Consider the following 17,263-nt stretch of genomic DNA (forward strand, 5'->3'; position numbering starts at 1 on the left):
CTTGTAACGGCGGACGTCGGGTAGGCCGGCCGGTTACCCGGCCGGCCCCCCACAGATCCACTCGTGCGGGTTTCCCGCAAGTGGCTCCTCGTGTGAGTGGCTTCGCTACGTGGCGCAGATCCTGGCCCGGGCGAGCGGGTAACACTCCAGGAACCGGGAGAACTCCGACCACGGGATCGCCGCCTTCTGCGAGCGCCGCGACAGCCATCGGTGCCAGGAGCGCATCGCCTGGGAGCGGACCTGGTCGATCGCTGCAAAGTTACCACGCACGCCGAAGTAGGCGTAGTGGCCCCGGAGTCTGCGGTTCAGGGCTTGCCACTGCTCAACCACGGGGTGATGCCGCATCACACAGCACCAACGATCGATTGCATGCATGGCCCGGCGCAGCCGATCCCGCGCCGTCTTGCGCTTGACCACCCAGCGCCCTCGCCTCGACCGCCCCCAGTAGTGGGTGAAGCCGAGAAAATCGAAGGTCTCCGGGTGCGGTCCTCCGCCCGATCCGGGCCGGTCGAACCGCACAACCCGGGTCTTCTCCGGGTGGAGTTCCAGCCCGTAGCGCGCAAAACGCTTGGGCAGCACCTCCATCACCCGCCGGGCATCGCTCTCGCAGGCGAACACCAGCAGCGCATCGTCGGCAAAACGCACCAGGTGCGCCTCACCGCGCAACCGGGGCCGGACACTGTCCTCGAACCACGTATCCAGCACCTCGTGGAGGAAAATGTTGGCGAGCATCGGCGAGATCACCCCGCCCTGCGGGGTGCCCCGCCCGGGCTGGCGCCACTGCCCTTCCTCCAGCACGCCGGCGTTCAACCATTTGCCGATCAACCGAACCAGCACGCCGTCACGTACCCGCCGACGCAGCACCTCCCGCAACAGACCATGGTCGACCCGGTCAAAGAACTTGCGCACGTCAAGATCAATCACCCAGCCACCGCCCATCGCCATCAACGGCCGCCAGACCGCCTGCAGCGCCTGGTGCGCCGAGCGTCCCGGGCGGAAGCCGTACGAGCCCTCGTGGAACTCCGGCTCGTAGACCGCCTCCAGCACCATCGCCACCGCCCGCTGGAGCACCTTGTCCTCAAACGTCGGAATGCCGAGCGCTCGGCGCTCGCTCCCGTCACCCTTGGGGATCGAGGTGCCCCGCACCGGCGGCGCCCGGTACGCCCCGGACTTCGCCCGCTCCAGCAGCGAGCTCAGGTTCGCCTCAAGCTCCTCGCCGTAGGCGGCACCCGTGCGACCATCAACGCCCGGCGCCCCGTCCTTGCGCGTGCGTCGATACGCCTCACGCAACCACGCCTCGTCAATGTGATGGGCCAACGTCAAAAGCGGCCTGTCCGGAAGACGCCGCGCCAGATCCGCTATCTGTTGGCATCGCGTTGAGATGAGATCAGAGTCCAATGCCTCCGCCATCGGTCCCTCCAACAGCTCCACTCACACGGTCTCCCCTTCCCCTTCACCGGGTCCGCTGGGGCGCGTTCCCCGGCTGCTCCGGTACTATGGGAGACTCCGACTGCCTGCCGCCCGTCTGGCACCGCTCTGGCTGTCCTCGCAGCACCATACCGCCGCAGCGCCCTCAGCCTTCGCTCCAGCAGCAGGAGGACGCTCCCACCACTGGCCCGGACTGCGGATCAGCGGTCGCCCGCACCGTCTACTTCTTAGGCGGAGACGACAGGCCCTCCCAGGTTCCTGGGGGACCCCAATGTGCCCATGCCCCGCTCTCGGACCCCGGCGGGCACACCACACCAGGCCTCTACAGTGCAGCGTTACTGCCTTCCGGTCTTCAGACACCGTCGGCACCCACAATGTCGCGGATTTCGGGGCTCAATCACGCAGCCTGGACACTCGCTGTCTACGCTTCACCACAGCAGTTACCCACTGCAGCGCAAGACTCGCTTCCGGCTGGTGGCCAACCTCTACCGGGCGGGCTCAACGGCCCGCTGGGTCCCTCTCGCAATTTCATGGCCGCCTCCATGCCACCAATCCCAAGCGACCAGGCTTCGCCTGGCGCTCCTGAAGGTCCGCCCTACGGGCGTTTAGCCCGACTGCCGATTTGTCGCGACTGACGTCGCTCCCACAGGAGAAGCCACCGCCTGCCATTCGTGTGAGAGCGACGTCAGTCGCGAACCGGAAGCAGCCCGAAGGCTCCCTACCCCTCCACGGCGATCCGCTGCTGCGCCATCTTGGTGACGCGGTAGACGCTCTCCAGATGCGGGATATCCACGTTGTGCTCCCTCGCCGCCCGGATGACGTTACCGAGGATGGCCTCCACTTCCATGGGGCGGCCGTTGAGGAAATCCAGGGCCATGCTGTTGTGGTACGGGGGCATCTTGCGGGTACCAGGGATCGCCTTTTGCGGCAGCTCCGGGTCCAGGGGATGTCCGGCGGCAGCGGCCACGGCGCAGATCTCCTGCATCAACGTCACCATGAACTCCTCGCCGCCGGGGGCGTCCAGCATGGTGGTGGTGGTGGCGCCACCGGCGATGACGGAGACAGGGTTGAAAGCGGCGTTCCAGACAGCTTTGCGCCAGCGCTCGGTGACCAGACTGTCGGAAATGGGGCAGTTCACGCCACCGGCTTCCAGCAGGGCCGAGAACCGCTGGCAGGCGTCGCCGGCACCCGCGGGGTACTCGCCGATCACCAGCCGGCCGTAGGCCTTGTGCTCCGATTGCGCCTGACCGGTGCGACTCACCGCGACGAAGGCCAGGCCACTGACCAGGGGATTATCGGGGAACGCCTCCTTGATGGGGCGCTCGATGTCGATGCCGTTCTCCACCAGCACAATCACCGTCTCCGGCCCCACCGCCGGGCGGATCAGCGCAGCCCGGTCGAGATCGTCCAGCACCTTCACCGACAGCAGCACGAACTCGGGCGGCGTGGCGACGTCCTCGACGCTCTCGTAGACCGCATCGGGCTTGAACGAGAGATCGCCCATGTCCTGGCTGTTGATGCGGAAGCCCTGCTCGCGGATGACGGTCGCTTCCGAGCGGCTCACGGCTTCAACGCGGGCACCGCCGCGGGCGAGAATGGCGCCGTAGAAGCTGCCGATGGCTCCTGCGCCAACGATCAGGACGCGGGGGGAGTCGGTCATGGGATCCTCCAGAGGTGCGTTTGTTTGTATGTATTCGCTCCCGGGTTGACGCCGCCGGGTCGCGGCCTGCGGACGACCCGGCGCGCGGCGTGATGGAAGCGGCCTACGCTTTCGCCGGCTCGATCTTCGCCTGATCCCTTGCCAGCTCTTCGATCCGCGTGCGGCGGCGGTAGTAAAGCGTGGCCAGGCTCGAGGTGATGATGATGAAGAACGAGTACAGCACCGGCATCAGCAGAATGAGCTGCTGCGTCTCGCCGGAGAACACCATGATCACGATCAGCGCCCCCAGCGGCCCGTTCTGGATGCCGGTTTCCAGCGACACCGTGCGGGCTTTCTGTGGCCCCAGCCGGACCACGCGGGCAAAGATGTAGCCGAACAGGAAGCCGACGACGCCCAGCAGGATCACCGCCAGGTAGACATCCCAGCCGGTGGTGAACAGCAGCTCCCAGTTCCGCGGCGCCCAGGTGGCCATCAGGAACGCGATAACCAGCACCCCGATGACGCCGCCAACCAGCTCCGTGACGGCACCGAAGTTGGCGTTCTTCTTCCGCGACCACATGCCGATGAGCGTCGGGATCAGCAGCACGAACAACAGCGCAATGATCTCGTCCGGCGGGATGCGGAATGTGTCGTCAATCCCGGCGGTGTAGAACTCCATGAGCAGCGGCACCATGACAATGGCCGCAAGCGTGGAGCACACCGTCATCATGATGCTGAGGCTCAGCAAACTCTTGGAGAAATACGCGAAGATATTCGAGGTGGTGCCACCCGGCATGCAGCCCATGAGCACCAACCCCACCGTCTGCTCCGGGGTGAGCTGCAGCAGCCGCGCCAGGCTGAAGGCGATGAACGGCATGAACATGTACTGGGATGCGAACCCGACCAGGACAGCCTGGGGGTGACGCATGGCGATGCGGAAATCCTTGAATGTGAGCGATGCGCCCATGCCCAGCATGATGACAATCATCATCACCGCCAGCAGGGCCTCTTCCAATGGACTCAGCATGAATCTTCTCCGTGGTCGGATCGGCTGGCACGCACCTGCCCGGGCGTACCGCCACCCTTTTCGCTGTTATTGATCCGGCGGGCGACGGCAGCCGCCTCAGGCCGCTTCCGTCTTCGTTGTGGTGGCAGTGCCCGCCGCCCCGCCGGGGCGCAGTTCCTTGCGCAGCACCTTGCCCACGGGTGTCTTCGGCAGATCATCCCGGAACTCGATCTGTTTCGGCACCTTGTAACCGGCCAGATGCGCCTTGCAGTGCTTGCGCACTTCCTCGGCGGTGAGACTCTCGTCGCGCTTGACCACGAACGCCTTCACCGCCTCGCCGGTGTCCGGATCCTTGACGCCGATGACCGCCGCCTCGTGGACTTTCTCCAGCAGCGCGATGCAGTCCTCCACCTCATTGGGATACACGTTGAAACCGCTGACCAGGACCATGTCCTTCTTGCGGTCGACGATGTGGAAGAATCCGTCCTCATCCATGTAGGCCACGTCACCGGTATACAGCCAGCCGTCCTTGATTGTCTTGGCGGTTTCGTCCGGCCGGTTCCAGTAGCCCTGCATGACCTGATCCCCCTGGACGATGATCTCGCCGGGTGCGCCGGGCGCCACGGCGTGGCCGTCGTCATCGACAATCCGCACCCGCGTTCCCGGCGCAGGGATGCCGATACTGTCCCGCCGACCGCCCTGGCCAATGGGATTGAAGCTCACCACCGGTGAGCTCTCGGTGAGCCCGTAACCCTCGGCGATGGGGCAGCCCACCACCCGCTCCCAGCGATCCGCCACTGCCGCGTGCAGAGCGGTGCCTCCGGCGATGGCGACTTTCATGGTCTTCGGCGGATAGACGTGGAACCACTCCTCGTTCAGCAAGGCATTGAACAGGGTGTTCACACCGGAGATCCAGGTAATGGGGTAATTCTCGATGGCCCGCTGGCAGTTCTGGATGGGCCGCGGGCTGGGCACCAGGATGTTCCGCGCGCCGCGGCAGTGGAACGCCAGCATGTTCACCGTGAACGCGAAGATGTGGTAGAGCGGCAGCGCCGTGAGCACGCACTCCTTGCCGTTTTCCATGTGATCGCTGGCGACGGCGTCGATCTGGCCGATGTTGGTGAGGATATTGCCGTGGGTGAGCACGCCGCCCTTGCTCACGCCGGTGGTACCGCCGGTGTACTGGAGCACCGCCACGTCATCACGCGAGATGTCCCGCCAGTAGTCGGCAACGCGGATGCCCCCGGCCTCCCGGGCACGCTCTCCCTGCTCCAGCGCCTCGGCGATGGTGGTGGCCTCGATGGTGAGTTCGGGAACGGCCTTGTTCCAGTACTTGAACACGCCCCTGAGGATGCCCCCCACCACCCGCGGGAACCACTGCGCCAGGCTGGTGACCACCACATGCTTCACCGACGTCTGCTCGATGATGCTGGCCAGCTTGTCGGTGAACATGTCCACGATTACCAGCACCTCCACGCCGGCATCCTTGAACTGGTGCTTCATCTCGGACTCGGTGTAGAGCGGGTTGACGTTCACCAGCGTGCAGCCGGCCTTGAACACCCCCATGGCGGCCACCGGGAAGGTGAGGCAGTTGGGCATCTGCACCGCCACCCGCGTGCCGGGTGCGACGCGGAGCACCTCGCGGAGGTAGACGGCGAACTGGTCCGACATCAAGTCCACGTCGCCGTAACGCAGCGAGCCGGACATGCCGTTGGGCATGACCGTGGTGTAGGCGAGGCTCTCCTTGTATGTACTGGCGTTGTCGACAACAAGTTGCGCCAGATTGTCATAGCCGTGCAGTCGGGACTTGGTGTAGTCGCCACTGTAATGCTTCGACCACGGGGCAGCGTCGTAGGCGTCCTCGTAAGACATGTAACTCCTCCGGTTCGGATCACCCCCGCGCGGGGCGTCCTTATCGTTCTGTTCATTCTCTTGCCGCGCACCCGCCGCCCTGGCAGCGACCGCATGCTTTACGATGCGCGCTCGCCGGGATTTCGGCAAGTCATTCAGTGCGCGGGATCATCGCAATACGGGTCCGTATGGTAGCGCCTTTGTGCTCGCGCGCAAACGCGGGCCAAAGCACAGCCGGAAAATGTGGACCAGTCCACACCCCGGCCCGAAAACCGAACGACAAGTGCGGTCCACCGCTTGACGTTACAACGATCCCGCCGGAACCTTGCTGAAGACACTCATCGGGCCCGCTGCACCGCATGTCGGAGCATTGGCATCACAACCCTGGAGTTCGTGCGAACATTCGCCCCATGACTGCCTCAGGTCCGCCCAACAGCATCCGCACCCTAGTCCTAGCCACACTGCTACCGCTCACCCTGTCCGGGTGCTTTAGCGGCAGTAGCAGCAGCAGTGACGACAGCGACCGGCGCGGCGTGGTCGAGGGTGCAATCAGCATCGAGCCGGGCACGGCGGTGGACAGAACGGTCAACAATCCGCAGGCCGGCGACGGAAGCACCAACAATGATCTCGACGAAGCTCAACCCCTCCGCAATCCAGCGACGCTCGGCGGGTATGCGAATGCGGATCCGGACACCGACCCCGTTGACTACTACAGCGCCAATCTCTCCCCGGGCCAACGCATCCGGCTGCACATCAGCGACTACCCCGGCAGCGACGAGGAACCCGTCGACCTCGACCTGCATCTCATGGACGAAGACGGTCACGTGATCGCCAGTTCCGCGGACCACGCGCGGGTCGAAGAAATCCAGGTGCCTTCGGATGCGGGCACGGACACGTTCATCATCAAAGTCACCGCCGTTGAGGGGGACTCCAACTACATACTCACCCTGGGTCAGGGGCTGACACCGGCGGCGGCGTCAACAGGGGCCTCTACCGCAACCAGTCAGGGAGAGTTCGTCCCCGGAGACATCATCGTCCATTTCGAAGACGACTCCCTGCAGGCCCAGGGCCTGGATGTGGGCACCATGGCCAGCGCCCGATCCCGGCAACTGGGCCTGGAGCACCGGGGCGGCGGCCCCCGGGTCGGAACGCTCATGCATGTCCCGGACGAGGCGGCGCACCAGCAGGCGATGTCTGCCATGGGTCGGGGCGCCACCCCGGAGACAGCACGCCGGGGACGTTCGCAACTACCGGCAGCCACGCGGCGTCACCTGGATACGATCGCCATGGCCAAGGCGCTGCGGCGACAGGAGGACATCCGCGATACGGAACTCAACGCCGTTTACCGCTCCCAGAGCCTGCCCAACGACGAATTCCTCGATCTCCAGTGGAACGTGCCGCTGATCGACATGGACGAGGCCTGGTCCCTTACAGCCAGCGAGGACGAGATCATCGTCGCCGTCATCGACACCGAGATCTATGCCGACCACCCCGACCTGGCCGACAAGCTCACGGCCGACGGACGGGATTTCTCCCCCGATTGTGACGTCGACGGCACATCCATACCCGATGGCACTCGCTTCCACGGCACCCACGTGGCCGGCATTGTCGGTGCGGCAACGAATAACAACACCGGTATTGCCGGAATTGGCCGGGACACGCGCATCATGCCCATGACGGCCCTTTGCGATGACGGCTTTGGCACCACCATGAGCGTGCGTGAGAGCGTGCGCTACGCGGCGGGGCTTGACGATGCGGCGTCGCAACCGGACCGGCCCGCGGACATCATCAACCTGAGCCTGGGCGGTGGCGCGCGCTCCGACATCGACGAAGCCCTCTATGAGGAGGTGGCGGACGCCGGAGTGATCGTCGTGGCGGCCTCGGGCAACGACGGCGAGGCTCGTAGAATCTATCCGGCGGCGTACGATCACGTCCTGTCCGTTGGGGCGGTGGGCGCCGACACCACCCGCGCGCCCTACTCCAACTTCGGCGACTCCCTGGACCTGGTTGCTCCCGGTGGCAACATGAACCAGGATCTCACTGGTGACGGCCATCCGGACGGCATCCTCAGCACATCAGCGGAGACCGGTTCGGACGGATCGATTTCACCCAACTACGTGTTTTCCCAGGGCACGTCCATGGCGACACCGCATGTTGCCGGCGTGGTCGCCCTGATGCGCAGCCTCAACCCGGAGCTGGACGTTGACACGCTGCTCTCGTGGATTCAGGCCCCGGACAGCCCCATGACCGAGCCGCTGGGTGATGCGGGCACGGGTGAACACGACGAGCTGTACGGCTACGGCCTGATCAATGCCGCGGACGCCGTGCGTCTGGCCGAGGGAGAGGCCGGCGAACCCTCCTTGCGCGCCTCCCCCCGGTCCCTAACGTTGGAAGTCCCTCAAGGGGGGACCGAGAGCGCCGAGTTCGAGCTGACGATGCTCAACGACGATGAACAATCCGTGGACGTCGTCGAGGTATCAGACGATCGGGACTGGATCAGGGTAGAGCCCCTGGACGAGAACAGCGAACGCGGCCTCGGGACATACAGGGTCACCGTTGATGCAGACGACCGGGACGATGGGACGTTCCGCGGCACCGTCGAAGCTGAAGCGGATAACGGCTCCACTGCCAGGGTCAGTGTCACCATGACGGTGAGCGAAATGGACGCCCGGGGCGACGAGGACGCCGGACTCAAGTATGTGCAACTCCGGGATGCGTCGACCTACTCGCTGGTGAAGGAGACGGCAGTCAACGCTGAGGACGGTCGCTATACCTACCGGTTCACCGATGTGGACCCGGGGGAATACTACGTGATCGCCGGAACGGATAACGACAACGACGGGTTCATTTGCGATGCCGGCGAAGCCTGTGGTGCCTATCCCACACTGGACCGCATCGAGCGCTTCTCCGTCGGCGCGGGCCAGACCGTGCGGCGTGATTTCAGCACCGGCTACCGGGCCGGCCTGGGGAGCAGCACGTCGCTGGAGACCCTGGGTACCCTGGAGCGCAGCGGCGGCGACCGCTCCCAACTCCGGAGGCAACAATGAACATGCGCGGCGGCTGGGCGCTGGCCGGCCTCACGGCGGCGAGTCTAACACTCGTCACGGCCTGCGCTGACATGGGCGGCGACGAGCACGTTCCGGTAGAGGTACTCTACAGCGGCAGCCACTGCGGGGGCGACGGGAGTGAGCCGCAGCTGCGCCGCATCACCGACGAGGAACAGTTCCGGGCGGCGCGCGACGCCATGTTCCGTCATGTACTCGGAAATGACCATGCGGAGCGCCTGCCGGCGCCCGACTTCCACGAGTCAATCGCGGTGCTGGCCACCATGGGGCAACGGTCCACCGGGGGGTATGGCCTGGAACTGCGGGACGACCGGGCAACACTCGACAACGATGCCCTCGCGTTATCCGTGACCTGGACGGAGCCGGCCGAAGACGCAATGGTCACCCAGGCCATCACCAGCCCGTGCCTGATGCTCACCCTTCCCCGCCGGGACTACGACACCATCCGCGCGGTGGACCAAGACGGGAAAACACGCCTGCGGGAGTAATCCGGCCACCCCCGCAACCGCGTTGGCGCCGGATCAGGATTTGCCCGCCAGGAACCCGCCGTCCACGGGCAGGTCAGCCCCGGTAATGAAACTCGCTTCGTCGGATGCCAGGAACAGCGCGGCATTGGCGACTTCCTCCGGGCGCCCGAGACGCTGCACCGGGTGCAGCGAAACCAGGAAATCCTTGACTTCCTGCTCCAGCAGATCGAGCAGCGGCGTATCCACGTACCCCGGCGAAATGCTGTTCACCCGAATGCCGTCCGGCGCGCCTTCCAGTGCCAGCGTGCGCGTCATGTTCACCACGCCGCCCTTGGCAGCGGTATACGGCGCGGTCTGTGATTGTCCGAAATGGCCGAGAATGGAGGCGCAGTTGACGATACTGCCGCCCCGGCCCTGCATGTAGCGCATGGCCTCCCGCGCCACCCGGAACACGCCGGTGAGGTTGATGCTGATCACCTGCCCCCACTCCTCGTCGGTGGTCTCCACCGCTGCGGCCTGGTGGCCGATGCCGGCGTTGTTGAACACCGCATCCACGCCGCAGAACTCCTCAGCCTGCCTGAATAGAGCTTCCACCTGCGCCTGGTCGGTGACATCGGTTCGCACGAATCGGGCCTTGTCCTCACCCAGGTCCCGCACCAGGGCTTCGCCGGCCTCGATGTTCATGTCGGCAATCACGGCTCGGGCGCCCTCCTCCACCATCCGCCGCACTGCCGCGGCGCCAATGCCGCTGGCACCCCCCGTAACGATCACACCCTTGCCTTGCATGCGCATTGACGACGCCTCCGTGAGCCGATACCGGCTGTTTCAATCAATCGAGGTAATCAGCTTAGGGCATTCATCGGCGAGGCGAGTTGATCGAGAGCAAGAGAAAGGCTGATGATCAGTGGTCCGCATCACCGACACGCCGGTTGAGCACGTGATCCAGCTCGTACTGGCGCAGCATCGGCGCATCCACATCCACGGTGAGGTCCATGTAGGCCATGGGATAGGGGTCAGCGGTGATGGTGTTGTCGATGGCCGGGAAATCGCCAACGCGGGTGTGGCCCGTGATCACACCGCGGAACGCATTCCCCCAGGGGGAAACCGTCTCGAACACGGTTCCCGGCTGAAGAACCCCCGCATTCGCCATGCGGGCCATGCGAGCGGAGGTCCCGGTGCCCGTGGGGCAATGCCAGATCACACCGGGGTGGCCGTAGGTCGCCGACCGGGTGCGGATGGAGCCGTCAGGCTGTTCTTCCAGTGGCCCCATGAAATGGAGAAACCGCGGTAGCCCCACGTCGCCGAGTTCCGGATGGCGATGGCTGAAGCCGTCCTGCACCGCACGCACAATGCGAGCGGCGACCTCGGTCATGCCATCCACGTTGGCCTCGTTGATCACGAACCCCAGGGCGGTCGCATCCACCAGGAGGTAATACCCCCCACTCCAGGCAAGGTCGTACGCGACCGTGCCGAGCCCCGGCACCTCCACTGCCTGTTCCGCCGCCTGAATGAAGGCCGCTCCGCCCTGCGTCGTCACCGAGCGGACACGGCCGTTCTCGTTATGCGCCACCACGGTGTTCACCCCGGCGGGGGATTCCAGGCGGACGGTCTGGCTGCCCTCCTCCATGGGGATCAGCCCCGCCTCGAGCACTGCCGCGGTGGTGGCGATGGTGTTGGAGCCGGAGTAGTACGGATACCCCATCACCTCCATGATCACGAACCCGAGCTGCGCCTCCGGCATGGATGCGGGCATCACCAGATCGACGCACATGCTCTCGTAGCCGAAGGGCTCGGTGATCAGAAGCCGGCGCAGGCCATCGGCCTTGCCTTCCATGTAGTCCATGCGTTCACGGACAAAGCGGCCGGGTGCCGGCGCCACGCCGTCAAGAACGATACGGTGGAGATCGCCGCCGACGTCCACGTCCACCAGGCGCAGGCGGCGGAGATTGTCGCTGGAACGCATGGGGGTCTCCCGTCGGAATGTAACCGGCCTTCAAGTCTAACAGAGGTGTCATTCATGGACGGGCATGCGCCCGGGCTGCACGAACTCGAAACATCGCGCCGGCACGGTCCACAATTGACGTGCTACCCACACCACCGGCTATGCTCACAAAACGGCCAGACATAACGGCATTCGCCTCCGCCAACCAGGAAGGAGAAAGGCATGTCCAGTGCCATGCGCATGGAGCACCTGGAGCCGGGACAACAGTTCCTGCTGACCAACGACACCCGCAAGCCCCTGGAAGTCGTCCTGCAGACCCAGTACGAATCCGAAGTCCGGATGACACTGCCCATCGGTGGCGAACTGGAATTCACCCTGGGGGAGGAAAGCGGCGTGGTCTACATCCTGGAGCGGGAGCAGGAGGAGCATCCGGTGCGGGCGGTACCGAAGGAGTAGACCACGCCCCCTCGGCACCGCCCCCGTCGCTGAAAACAGACTAGACAGCCGCCTGGGTCATTACGGACCGCTGTCCGGCCACCGCCATGCGCAACGCTTCCCGCACTTCACCCTCGACGTTGTCGATGCTGGGGATGAAATCCCTGGGCTTGCGATTGGGGTACTCCAGCACCACCTAGGTTGTGGGCGGCAATCGCCGTCCACTGCGCGTGAAATCACGCTGCCGCTCCCACACCCGCATGCGGTAGGCGTTGGCCATGAGCCACAGTGCATCCTCCTGGCGATGGACCGGGCGGAAGTCATGTCGAGTATACCCTTCCCCGGCGAGCGTGGTGTCCCAGTACTGCTCGCCGCTGGGCGCGAACTGCAATCTGCCGTCCTGGAGAAAGCCTTGGGCAGCCGGGCTGTTCTTGTGGATGAGTTCGATCTTCTCCACCAAGGGCTTGAAGGCGGCCTTGACGTCGGCAGCCAGTTCGGTGAAATTGAGGTTGATCAGGTTGGCGTCTTCGATTGCCTGCTGAACCATCTGACCCGCCAAGAGGTCGTCGTCTTCCTCACGGCCGCCCAGCACCTCGTTAAGCGCCTCAAAGCACACCCTACCGTAATCCGAAGCGGGAAACTCGCGCCCCTGCCGCGCAATGATGTTGTGCAACTCCCCCCGGACATCCAGGAAATTGCGATACACCGCATCATGCTGCCTTTCCACCCGGTCGTGGTACGTGTCGGCGAAAGCCGCCTGTACCTGACTGAGCAGCATCACCGGCACCGCCACCCGGCGAAGACCGGCCGCCGCGAGCCGCGCAGGAACGCTGCGTTCGACCCGCCGGGGAGCAAACATGGGGAAAAGCTCGCTGGCCAGGTTGCTGCCGAAACTTAACCAGGCGGCACTCCGTGCGCCGTCGTCAAGCCGCGGTAGATCCACCTCCCTGATCGCCGTCTCCATGTGCCGGGCCCATTCGTTGCCCAGATTGCGGAGTTCGTTGTAGATGACCCGTCCGTCAATCACTGTCTTTTCGTTCATTTCCTGCCTCCCTGAATTGCGGTCTGCATCCTTCCTGGGTCCTTGCCGCAGTAGTGCTTGCGCCGTGCGCAAGCGCAATAGTATGTTTCCACTTCGTTGTAACTCAAGCCAACCGCATGGACTGCATTCAGCCGGAGGGATCCATGGCTGCACATCGCCTCACCGCTGTCGTGGGCAGCGCGCTGCTGCTCGCCGCCACCATCAGCCTCGCCACCGAGCCCCGCATCGAGCGCGCCGACCGCATTGACCGCACACCGGATGAGTACCCGGACGCCCTGGCCGAGTACTACGGCGTCAACGCCGACGACCCCATGCAGGCCGAACTCGAGGCCGCCATCCGCGATTACTACTTCCTCTATGACGACCGACGCGACGGCCTCATCGACCGCTTCCGCGATCTCGCCGAGGGCGGCTGCGCCCACGCCATGTATTACTACGCCCTGTTCACCCCCGAAGGAGCGGACTCCGACGCGCATACCCGGAAGTGGATGCGCAAGGGTGTGAAACACGGCAGTACGCGCGCACTGTACCTCCTGGGAGGGTCCTACCAGCACGGCGCGTATGGCATGGGCCCGCGCGGCCAGTACGAGGAGGCCGAGAAGTGGTTGCGAAAGGCTGCCGAGCAGGGGAGTCCCGAAGCCATGGCGGCACTTGCCTCCATGCACACCCGCAACAAGGTCGACGTGGAGCGGGACGCCCTGCGCATCTACGGCTATAAGTGGTACACACTGGCCATCCATCGCCTGCCCCCCTCCACCACACACCCCGCCTACGGCATGGGCTCCGATCACGACACCCGTGCCCGCCTCCAGCGCATCCGCGACAACCGGCTGGCACCGCGAATGAGTGATGACGCGATCGCCCAGGCGGAGCGCCTGGTCGAAGAATGGGAAGAGGCCCATGACCATGTCCGCCGCATGCCCGAAGAGGCCGAGGACATCGATGCCCCGCTACCCGTTTGGCTACGGGCCATCGAAGGGCCGTGCGACCGCTAGTTCCGTCGCCGGAAGGGGATAGTGAAGGGCCAGTGAACAGCGGTCCGCCTCCAATGCGAGAGGCGGGCACCGCAAAATGCGGCGCCCGCCCCCACGGCCGTCGCTTACCGCTTGGTGTTGGTCGCGGTATCGTAGCCCACGGCGATCGCAGCTTCGGCGTTACCATCGTCATCGTACGGAGTGTACTTGACCTCCATTTCGACGAAGCTGATGGTGATCGATTCCGACGGGCGATCCTCGTCCTGGCTCTTGGCCGAGACAGAGTAGTTGCTCATCAGCGCGTTCTTCAGCGTGTATTCCATGAACACATCCGAGCCCGCACCGTCGCCGGTCTTGGTCAGGTGGATCACCACGTCCTTGCCCTTGCCGCAGCACGCTTCCATGAACAGGCTCGGGGTTGCCTTGTCCATGCGGCGCGTCAGCGTGAGGTCGGTAATCTCGGCGTTCGCCGACTCGCGATCACTCTTGGTGGATGAGGCGGACGTGATGTTCCGGCGCACGCCCCACTGGATCTGATCCACATCCAGCCAGTCCTTGTGGCTGTCGTCCGTGGCTTCACCCTTGATGCCGGTGTAATTCATGAAAATCGACATGATTTAGCCTTCCCTGTTTTGAAGTTTCCAGATTGAGTCAACAACACAAATGAGCCATCAGGCTCGCTCCTTCTTATATCGCCCGTCGGCAACTCCACCGTCGGACGACAATAAGAATCCTCGCTCCTCGCGCTCCTGGGGTGTGGGGTGCGGCGCCCCGGCGTCATCGGCACTGTGCACCTGGATGCAGAAACCATCGTTGGCGTCCACGTCCACATTGATGTCCGCGACGGTTCCGCCCTGTGCCAGATGGCGCAGCAGGCGGTCGGAGATCGCGGGGAGCAGTGTCTGGTTGATGGCGGCGCTGATCTGGCGTGCGCCAGTGTCGCTCTGGCGGCAGCGCTGGATGATGTGGTCAAGCAGTGCCGGCGTGTAATCCAGCGCAGCGTCGTAGTTATCCCGCACGCGGTTCTGGATGGCAGCGAGCTGAAGACGCACGATCTCAGCCATGGCCGCCTGGCCCAGCGGGTAGTACGGGATGACGTCCACCCGCCCCAGGAACGCCGGTTTGTACACCTCCGCCAGTGCGGGTCGGATGGCCTCCACCAAACCCTCGGGTTCCGGGCAGGTGTCCGGGTCGTCAGCGAGGCGGTGGATCTGCTCGCTGGCGGTGTTGGTAGTCATGACGATCACCGTGTTGGTGAAGTCGATGTCCCGCCCTTCGCCATCCCGCAGGCTGCCCTTGTCGAAGACCTGGTAGAAGATGTCCTGCACGCCCGGGTGGGCCTTTTCCATTTCATCCAGCAGGACCACGCTGTAGGGGCGCCGGCGCACGGCCTCGGTGAGCACGCCGCCCTCGCCGTAACCCACGTAACCGGGGGGCGATCCCGTGAGCATGGAGACCTTGTGCTCTTCCTTGAACTCGGACATGTTGATGACCGTCATGGCGTCGTCCGAGCCATAGAGCTGCTCGGCCAGGGCCAGTGCCGTCTCTGTCTTGCCCACGCCGCTAGGGCCGACGAGCAGGAACACGCCCAGCGGCCGGCGCGGATCGCCGAGTTTGCTGCGGGCGGTCTGCATGGTCCGGACCACGGCGTTCAGGGCGTGATCCTGGCCCACAACCCGCTGCTGCATCGCCTCGCGCAGTCCGAGCACGCCGTGGATCTCGTCCACCTGCATGCGGCCCACGGGAATGCCGGTCCAGTCGGCAATGACGCTGGCGACCACCTGGGCATCCACCCGCTCATGCAGCAGGGGCGTCTCCCCCTGTTGGCTGGCGAGTTCGCGGCGTTTGTCCTGGAGATGCCGCCGCAGTGTCTCCGGTGCGTCGGCCGTCGCCGCGTCTGTCTCCTCGACGTCTTCGTTCCGCTGGCTGCTCTCGTGGAGCCGGCGCTTGAGATCGCGCAGTGCGGCGGTGAGCTCCTGCTCCCGCTGCCATCGGGCCGCCAGGGTCTCCTGCTCCGAGGCGATACGATCCGCCTCCTGCTCCAGGGCGAGAATCGGCTCCAGGTGCTCCGCCCCCATGGCGTGCTCGCGGCGCAGCCGCTCCAGCTCGGTGCGATGGGCATCGGCCCGTTGCTGCAAATCCTCCAGCATGCCCGGCGCACTGTTCTGGCTGAGATTGACTCGTGCGCAGGCGGTATCCAGCAGGCTCACGCACTTGTCCGGCAGCTGCCGGGCCGGGATGTAACGGGCGGAGAGGTGAACCGCGGCGGTGATGGCCTCGTCCATGATCTCGACACCGTGGTGGGCTTCCAGGTGCGGGGCGAACTCGCGCAGCATCACCACCGCCTGCTCCCGGGTGGGCTCCTCCACGTGGACCACCTGGAACCGGCGGGTCAGCGCGGCATCGCCTTCGACGTACTTCTTGTACTCGCGCCAGGTGGTGGCGGCGATGGTGCGCAGCTCCCCGCGCGCCAGCGCCGGCTTGAGCAGGTTGGCGGCGTCCGCGCTGCCTGATTGATTGCCGGCGCCAATGAGCGTGTGCGCCTCGTCGATGAACAGGATGACCGGCGCGGGTGCGTTCTGGACTTCACGGATGACATTCTTCAGGCGGTTCTCGAACTCGCCCTTCACGCCCGCGCCCGCCTGCAGGAGGCCAACATCCAGGCTCCGCAACGACACGCCGCGGAGCGCCTCCGGCACCTCGCCGCTGACGATGCGCCGGGCAAGCCCTTCCACCACGGCGGTCTTGCCGACGCCGGCCTCCCCCGTGAGGATGGGGTTGTTCTGACGCCGCCGACAGAGCACGTCGATCATCTGCCGGATCTCCCGCTCACGCCCGACCACCGGATCGATGCGGTGGCGGCGGGCCTGCTCGGTGAGGTCCACGGTGAACTGATCCAGGGCCGAGGTGCCACCCTGGTCCACGGGAGCAGCGGCGGACGCCGCCGGCTCGAACAGCGGTGCGCAGCGGTCGCGAAGCTGCGCCTCGTCCAGTTTTGCCAGCTCAGTGGAGATCCCGCTGGCGCGCACTCTCAGTGCATCGTTCCGGGCCAGGGCCAGCACCAGGTGCGAAGCACGGATTTCAAGGCACTGGAACTCCGACGAGGCCGCCATCCAGCCTTCGAACAGCAACCGCGTCACCTCACTGGAGATGGCCGGAAAGCCGGAGTGGCCGGTGCGCAGCCGCTCCATGGCGGCCTGGACATCCGCGTGTAATTGCCCGACCTCGACGTCGGCCACTGCCAGGAGTTCGCGCACGTCGGGGGCATCGCGCTGCGCGGCCCGATCCAGCCAGTGCTCGATCTCGACGGCGCGGTGCGAACGCGAGGCCGCGGCGCTCACGGCCTGCTCGAACAGCTCCCGGCAGGCGGGGGTCATGTGCTTGATGAGTTGTTCCAGTTCCATGGTTCGATCC

14 protein-coding genes are annotated in these 17,263 nt (G+C 65.2%); 4 read left to right on the forward strand and 10 right to left on the reverse strand.

Features of this window, described 5'->3' with window-relative positions:
* Nucleotides 1–105 precede the first annotated feature (105 nt).
* The 4 genes from ltrA to KU884_RS12615 all read right to left on the reverse strand — a co-directional run bounded on the left by ltrA (nt 106) and on the right by KU884_RS12615 (nt 5,945).
* On the reverse strand, nt 106–1,317 hold the full coding sequence (ltrA, locus tag KU884_RS12600) for a group II intron reverse transcriptase/maturase (protein WP_254432052.1): 1,212 nt from the start codon (nt 1,315–1,317) through the stop codon (nt 106–108).
* A gap of 829 nt (nt 1,318–2,146) precedes the next feature.
* Nucleotides 2,147–3,088: a ketopantoate reductase family protein gene (locus KU884_RS12605; protein WP_167782953.1), complete on the reverse strand. Its 942-nt coding sequence runs from the start codon at nt 3,086–3,088 to the stop codon at nt 2,147–2,149.
* 103 nt (nt 3,089–3,191) lie between these two features.
* On the reverse strand, nt 3,192–4,094 hold the full coding sequence (locus tag KU884_RS12610) for a bile acid:sodium symporter family protein (protein WP_167782954.1): 903 nt from the start codon (nt 4,092–4,094) through the stop codon (nt 3,192–3,194).
* Between the two features lie 96 nt (nt 4,095–4,190).
* Nucleotides 4,191–5,945: an AMP-binding protein gene (locus KU884_RS12615; protein WP_167782955.1), complete on the reverse strand. Its 1,755-nt coding sequence runs from the start codon at nt 5,943–5,945 to the stop codon at nt 4,191–4,193.
* A 389-nt stretch (nt 5,946–6,334) separates the two neighbouring features.
* On the opposite strand from KU884_RS12615, the gene KU884_RS12620 reads away from it, so the two are divergent.
* Both KU884_RS12620 and KU884_RS12625 read left to right on the forward strand, forming a co-directional pair.
* Nucleotides 6,335–8,971 carry a S8 family serine peptidase gene (locus KU884_RS12620; protein ID WP_167782956.1) on the forward strand — a complete coding sequence of 879 codons (2,637 nt, stop codon included), beginning with the start codon at nt 6,335–6,337 and terminating at the stop codon, nt 8,969–8,971.
* Complete coding sequence (locus tag KU884_RS12625; RefSeq protein WP_167782957.1) at nt 8,968–9,477, forward strand: protease complex subunit PrcB family protein; 510 nt, start codon at nt 8,968–8,970, stop codon at nt 9,475–9,477. Before KU884_RS12620 ends, KU884_RS12625 begins: the two co-directional genes overlap by 4 nt.
* 33 nt (nt 9,478–9,510) lie before the next feature.
* Here KU884_RS12625 and KU884_RS12630 read toward each other — a convergent pair whose 3' ends face one another.
* The gene (locus KU884_RS12630; protein ID WP_167782958.1) at nt 9,511–10,248 is read right to left on the reverse strand and encodes an SDR family NAD(P)-dependent oxidoreductase; all 738 of its coding nucleotides are present in this window, start codon (nt 10,246–10,248) and stop codon (nt 9,511–9,513) included.
* A 109-nt stretch (nt 10,249–10,357) separates the two neighbouring features.
* A complete protein-coding gene (locus KU884_RS12635; RefSeq protein WP_167782959.1) occupies nt 10,358–11,419 on the reverse strand; it encodes a proline racemase family protein in 1,062 nt (353 codons plus the stop codon).
* A gap of 201 nt (nt 11,420–11,620) precedes the next feature.
* Between KU884_RS12635 and KU884_RS12640 the strand changes: the two genes are divergently transcribed.
* Nucleotides 11,621–11,854 (forward strand): hypothetical protein, encoded by a 234-nt coding sequence (locus KU884_RS12640; RefSeq protein WP_167782960.1) that lies wholly within the window; start codon nt 11,621–11,623, stop codon nt 11,852–11,854.
* 40 nt (nt 11,855–11,894) lie between these two features.
* Here KU884_RS12640 and KU884_RS19125 read toward each other — a convergent pair whose 3' ends face one another.
* Both KU884_RS19125 and KU884_RS12645 read right to left on the reverse strand, forming a co-directional pair.
* Complete coding sequence (locus KU884_RS19125; protein WP_256368063.1) at nt 11,895–12,026, reverse strand: hypothetical protein; 132 nt, start codon at nt 12,024–12,026, stop codon at nt 11,895–11,897.
* A gap of 3 nt (nt 12,027–12,029) precedes the next feature.
* Entirely contained in the window at nt 12,030–12,875 is an 846-nt protein-coding gene (locus tag KU884_RS12645; RefSeq protein WP_167782961.1) for a hypothetical protein, read from the reverse strand.
* Nucleotides 12,876–13,018: 143 nt separating this feature from the next.
* On the opposite strand from KU884_RS12645, the gene KU884_RS12650 reads away from it, so the two are divergent.
* A complete protein-coding gene (locus KU884_RS12650) occupies nt 13,019–13,870 on the forward strand; it encodes a tetratricopeptide repeat protein (RefSeq protein ID WP_167782962.1) in 852 nt (283 codons plus the stop codon).
* A gap of 104 nt (nt 13,871–13,974) precedes the next feature.
* On the opposite strand, the gene KU884_RS12655 is transcribed toward KU884_RS12650, so the two are convergent.
* Both KU884_RS12655 and tssH read right to left on the reverse strand, forming a co-directional pair.
* Nucleotides 13,975–14,463, reverse strand: coding sequence for a type VI secretion system tube protein Hcp (locus KU884_RS12655; protein WP_167782963.1), 489 nt, complete (start codon nt 14,461–14,463; stop codon nt 13,975–13,977).
* 57 nt (nt 14,464–14,520) lie between these two features.
* Nucleotides 14,521–17,253 carry a type VI secretion system ATPase TssH gene (gene tssH / locus KU884_RS12660; protein WP_167782964.1) on the reverse strand — a complete coding sequence of 911 codons (2,733 nt, stop codon included), beginning with the start codon at nt 17,251–17,253 and terminating at the stop codon, nt 14,521–14,523.
* Nucleotides 17,254–17,263 lie beyond the last annotated feature (10 nt).

This window comes from Aquisalimonas sp. 2447 (genome assembly GCF_012044895.1).
Classification (GTDB): Bacteria; Pseudomonadota; Gammaproteobacteria; order Nitrococcales; family Aquisalimonadaceae; genus Aquisalimonas.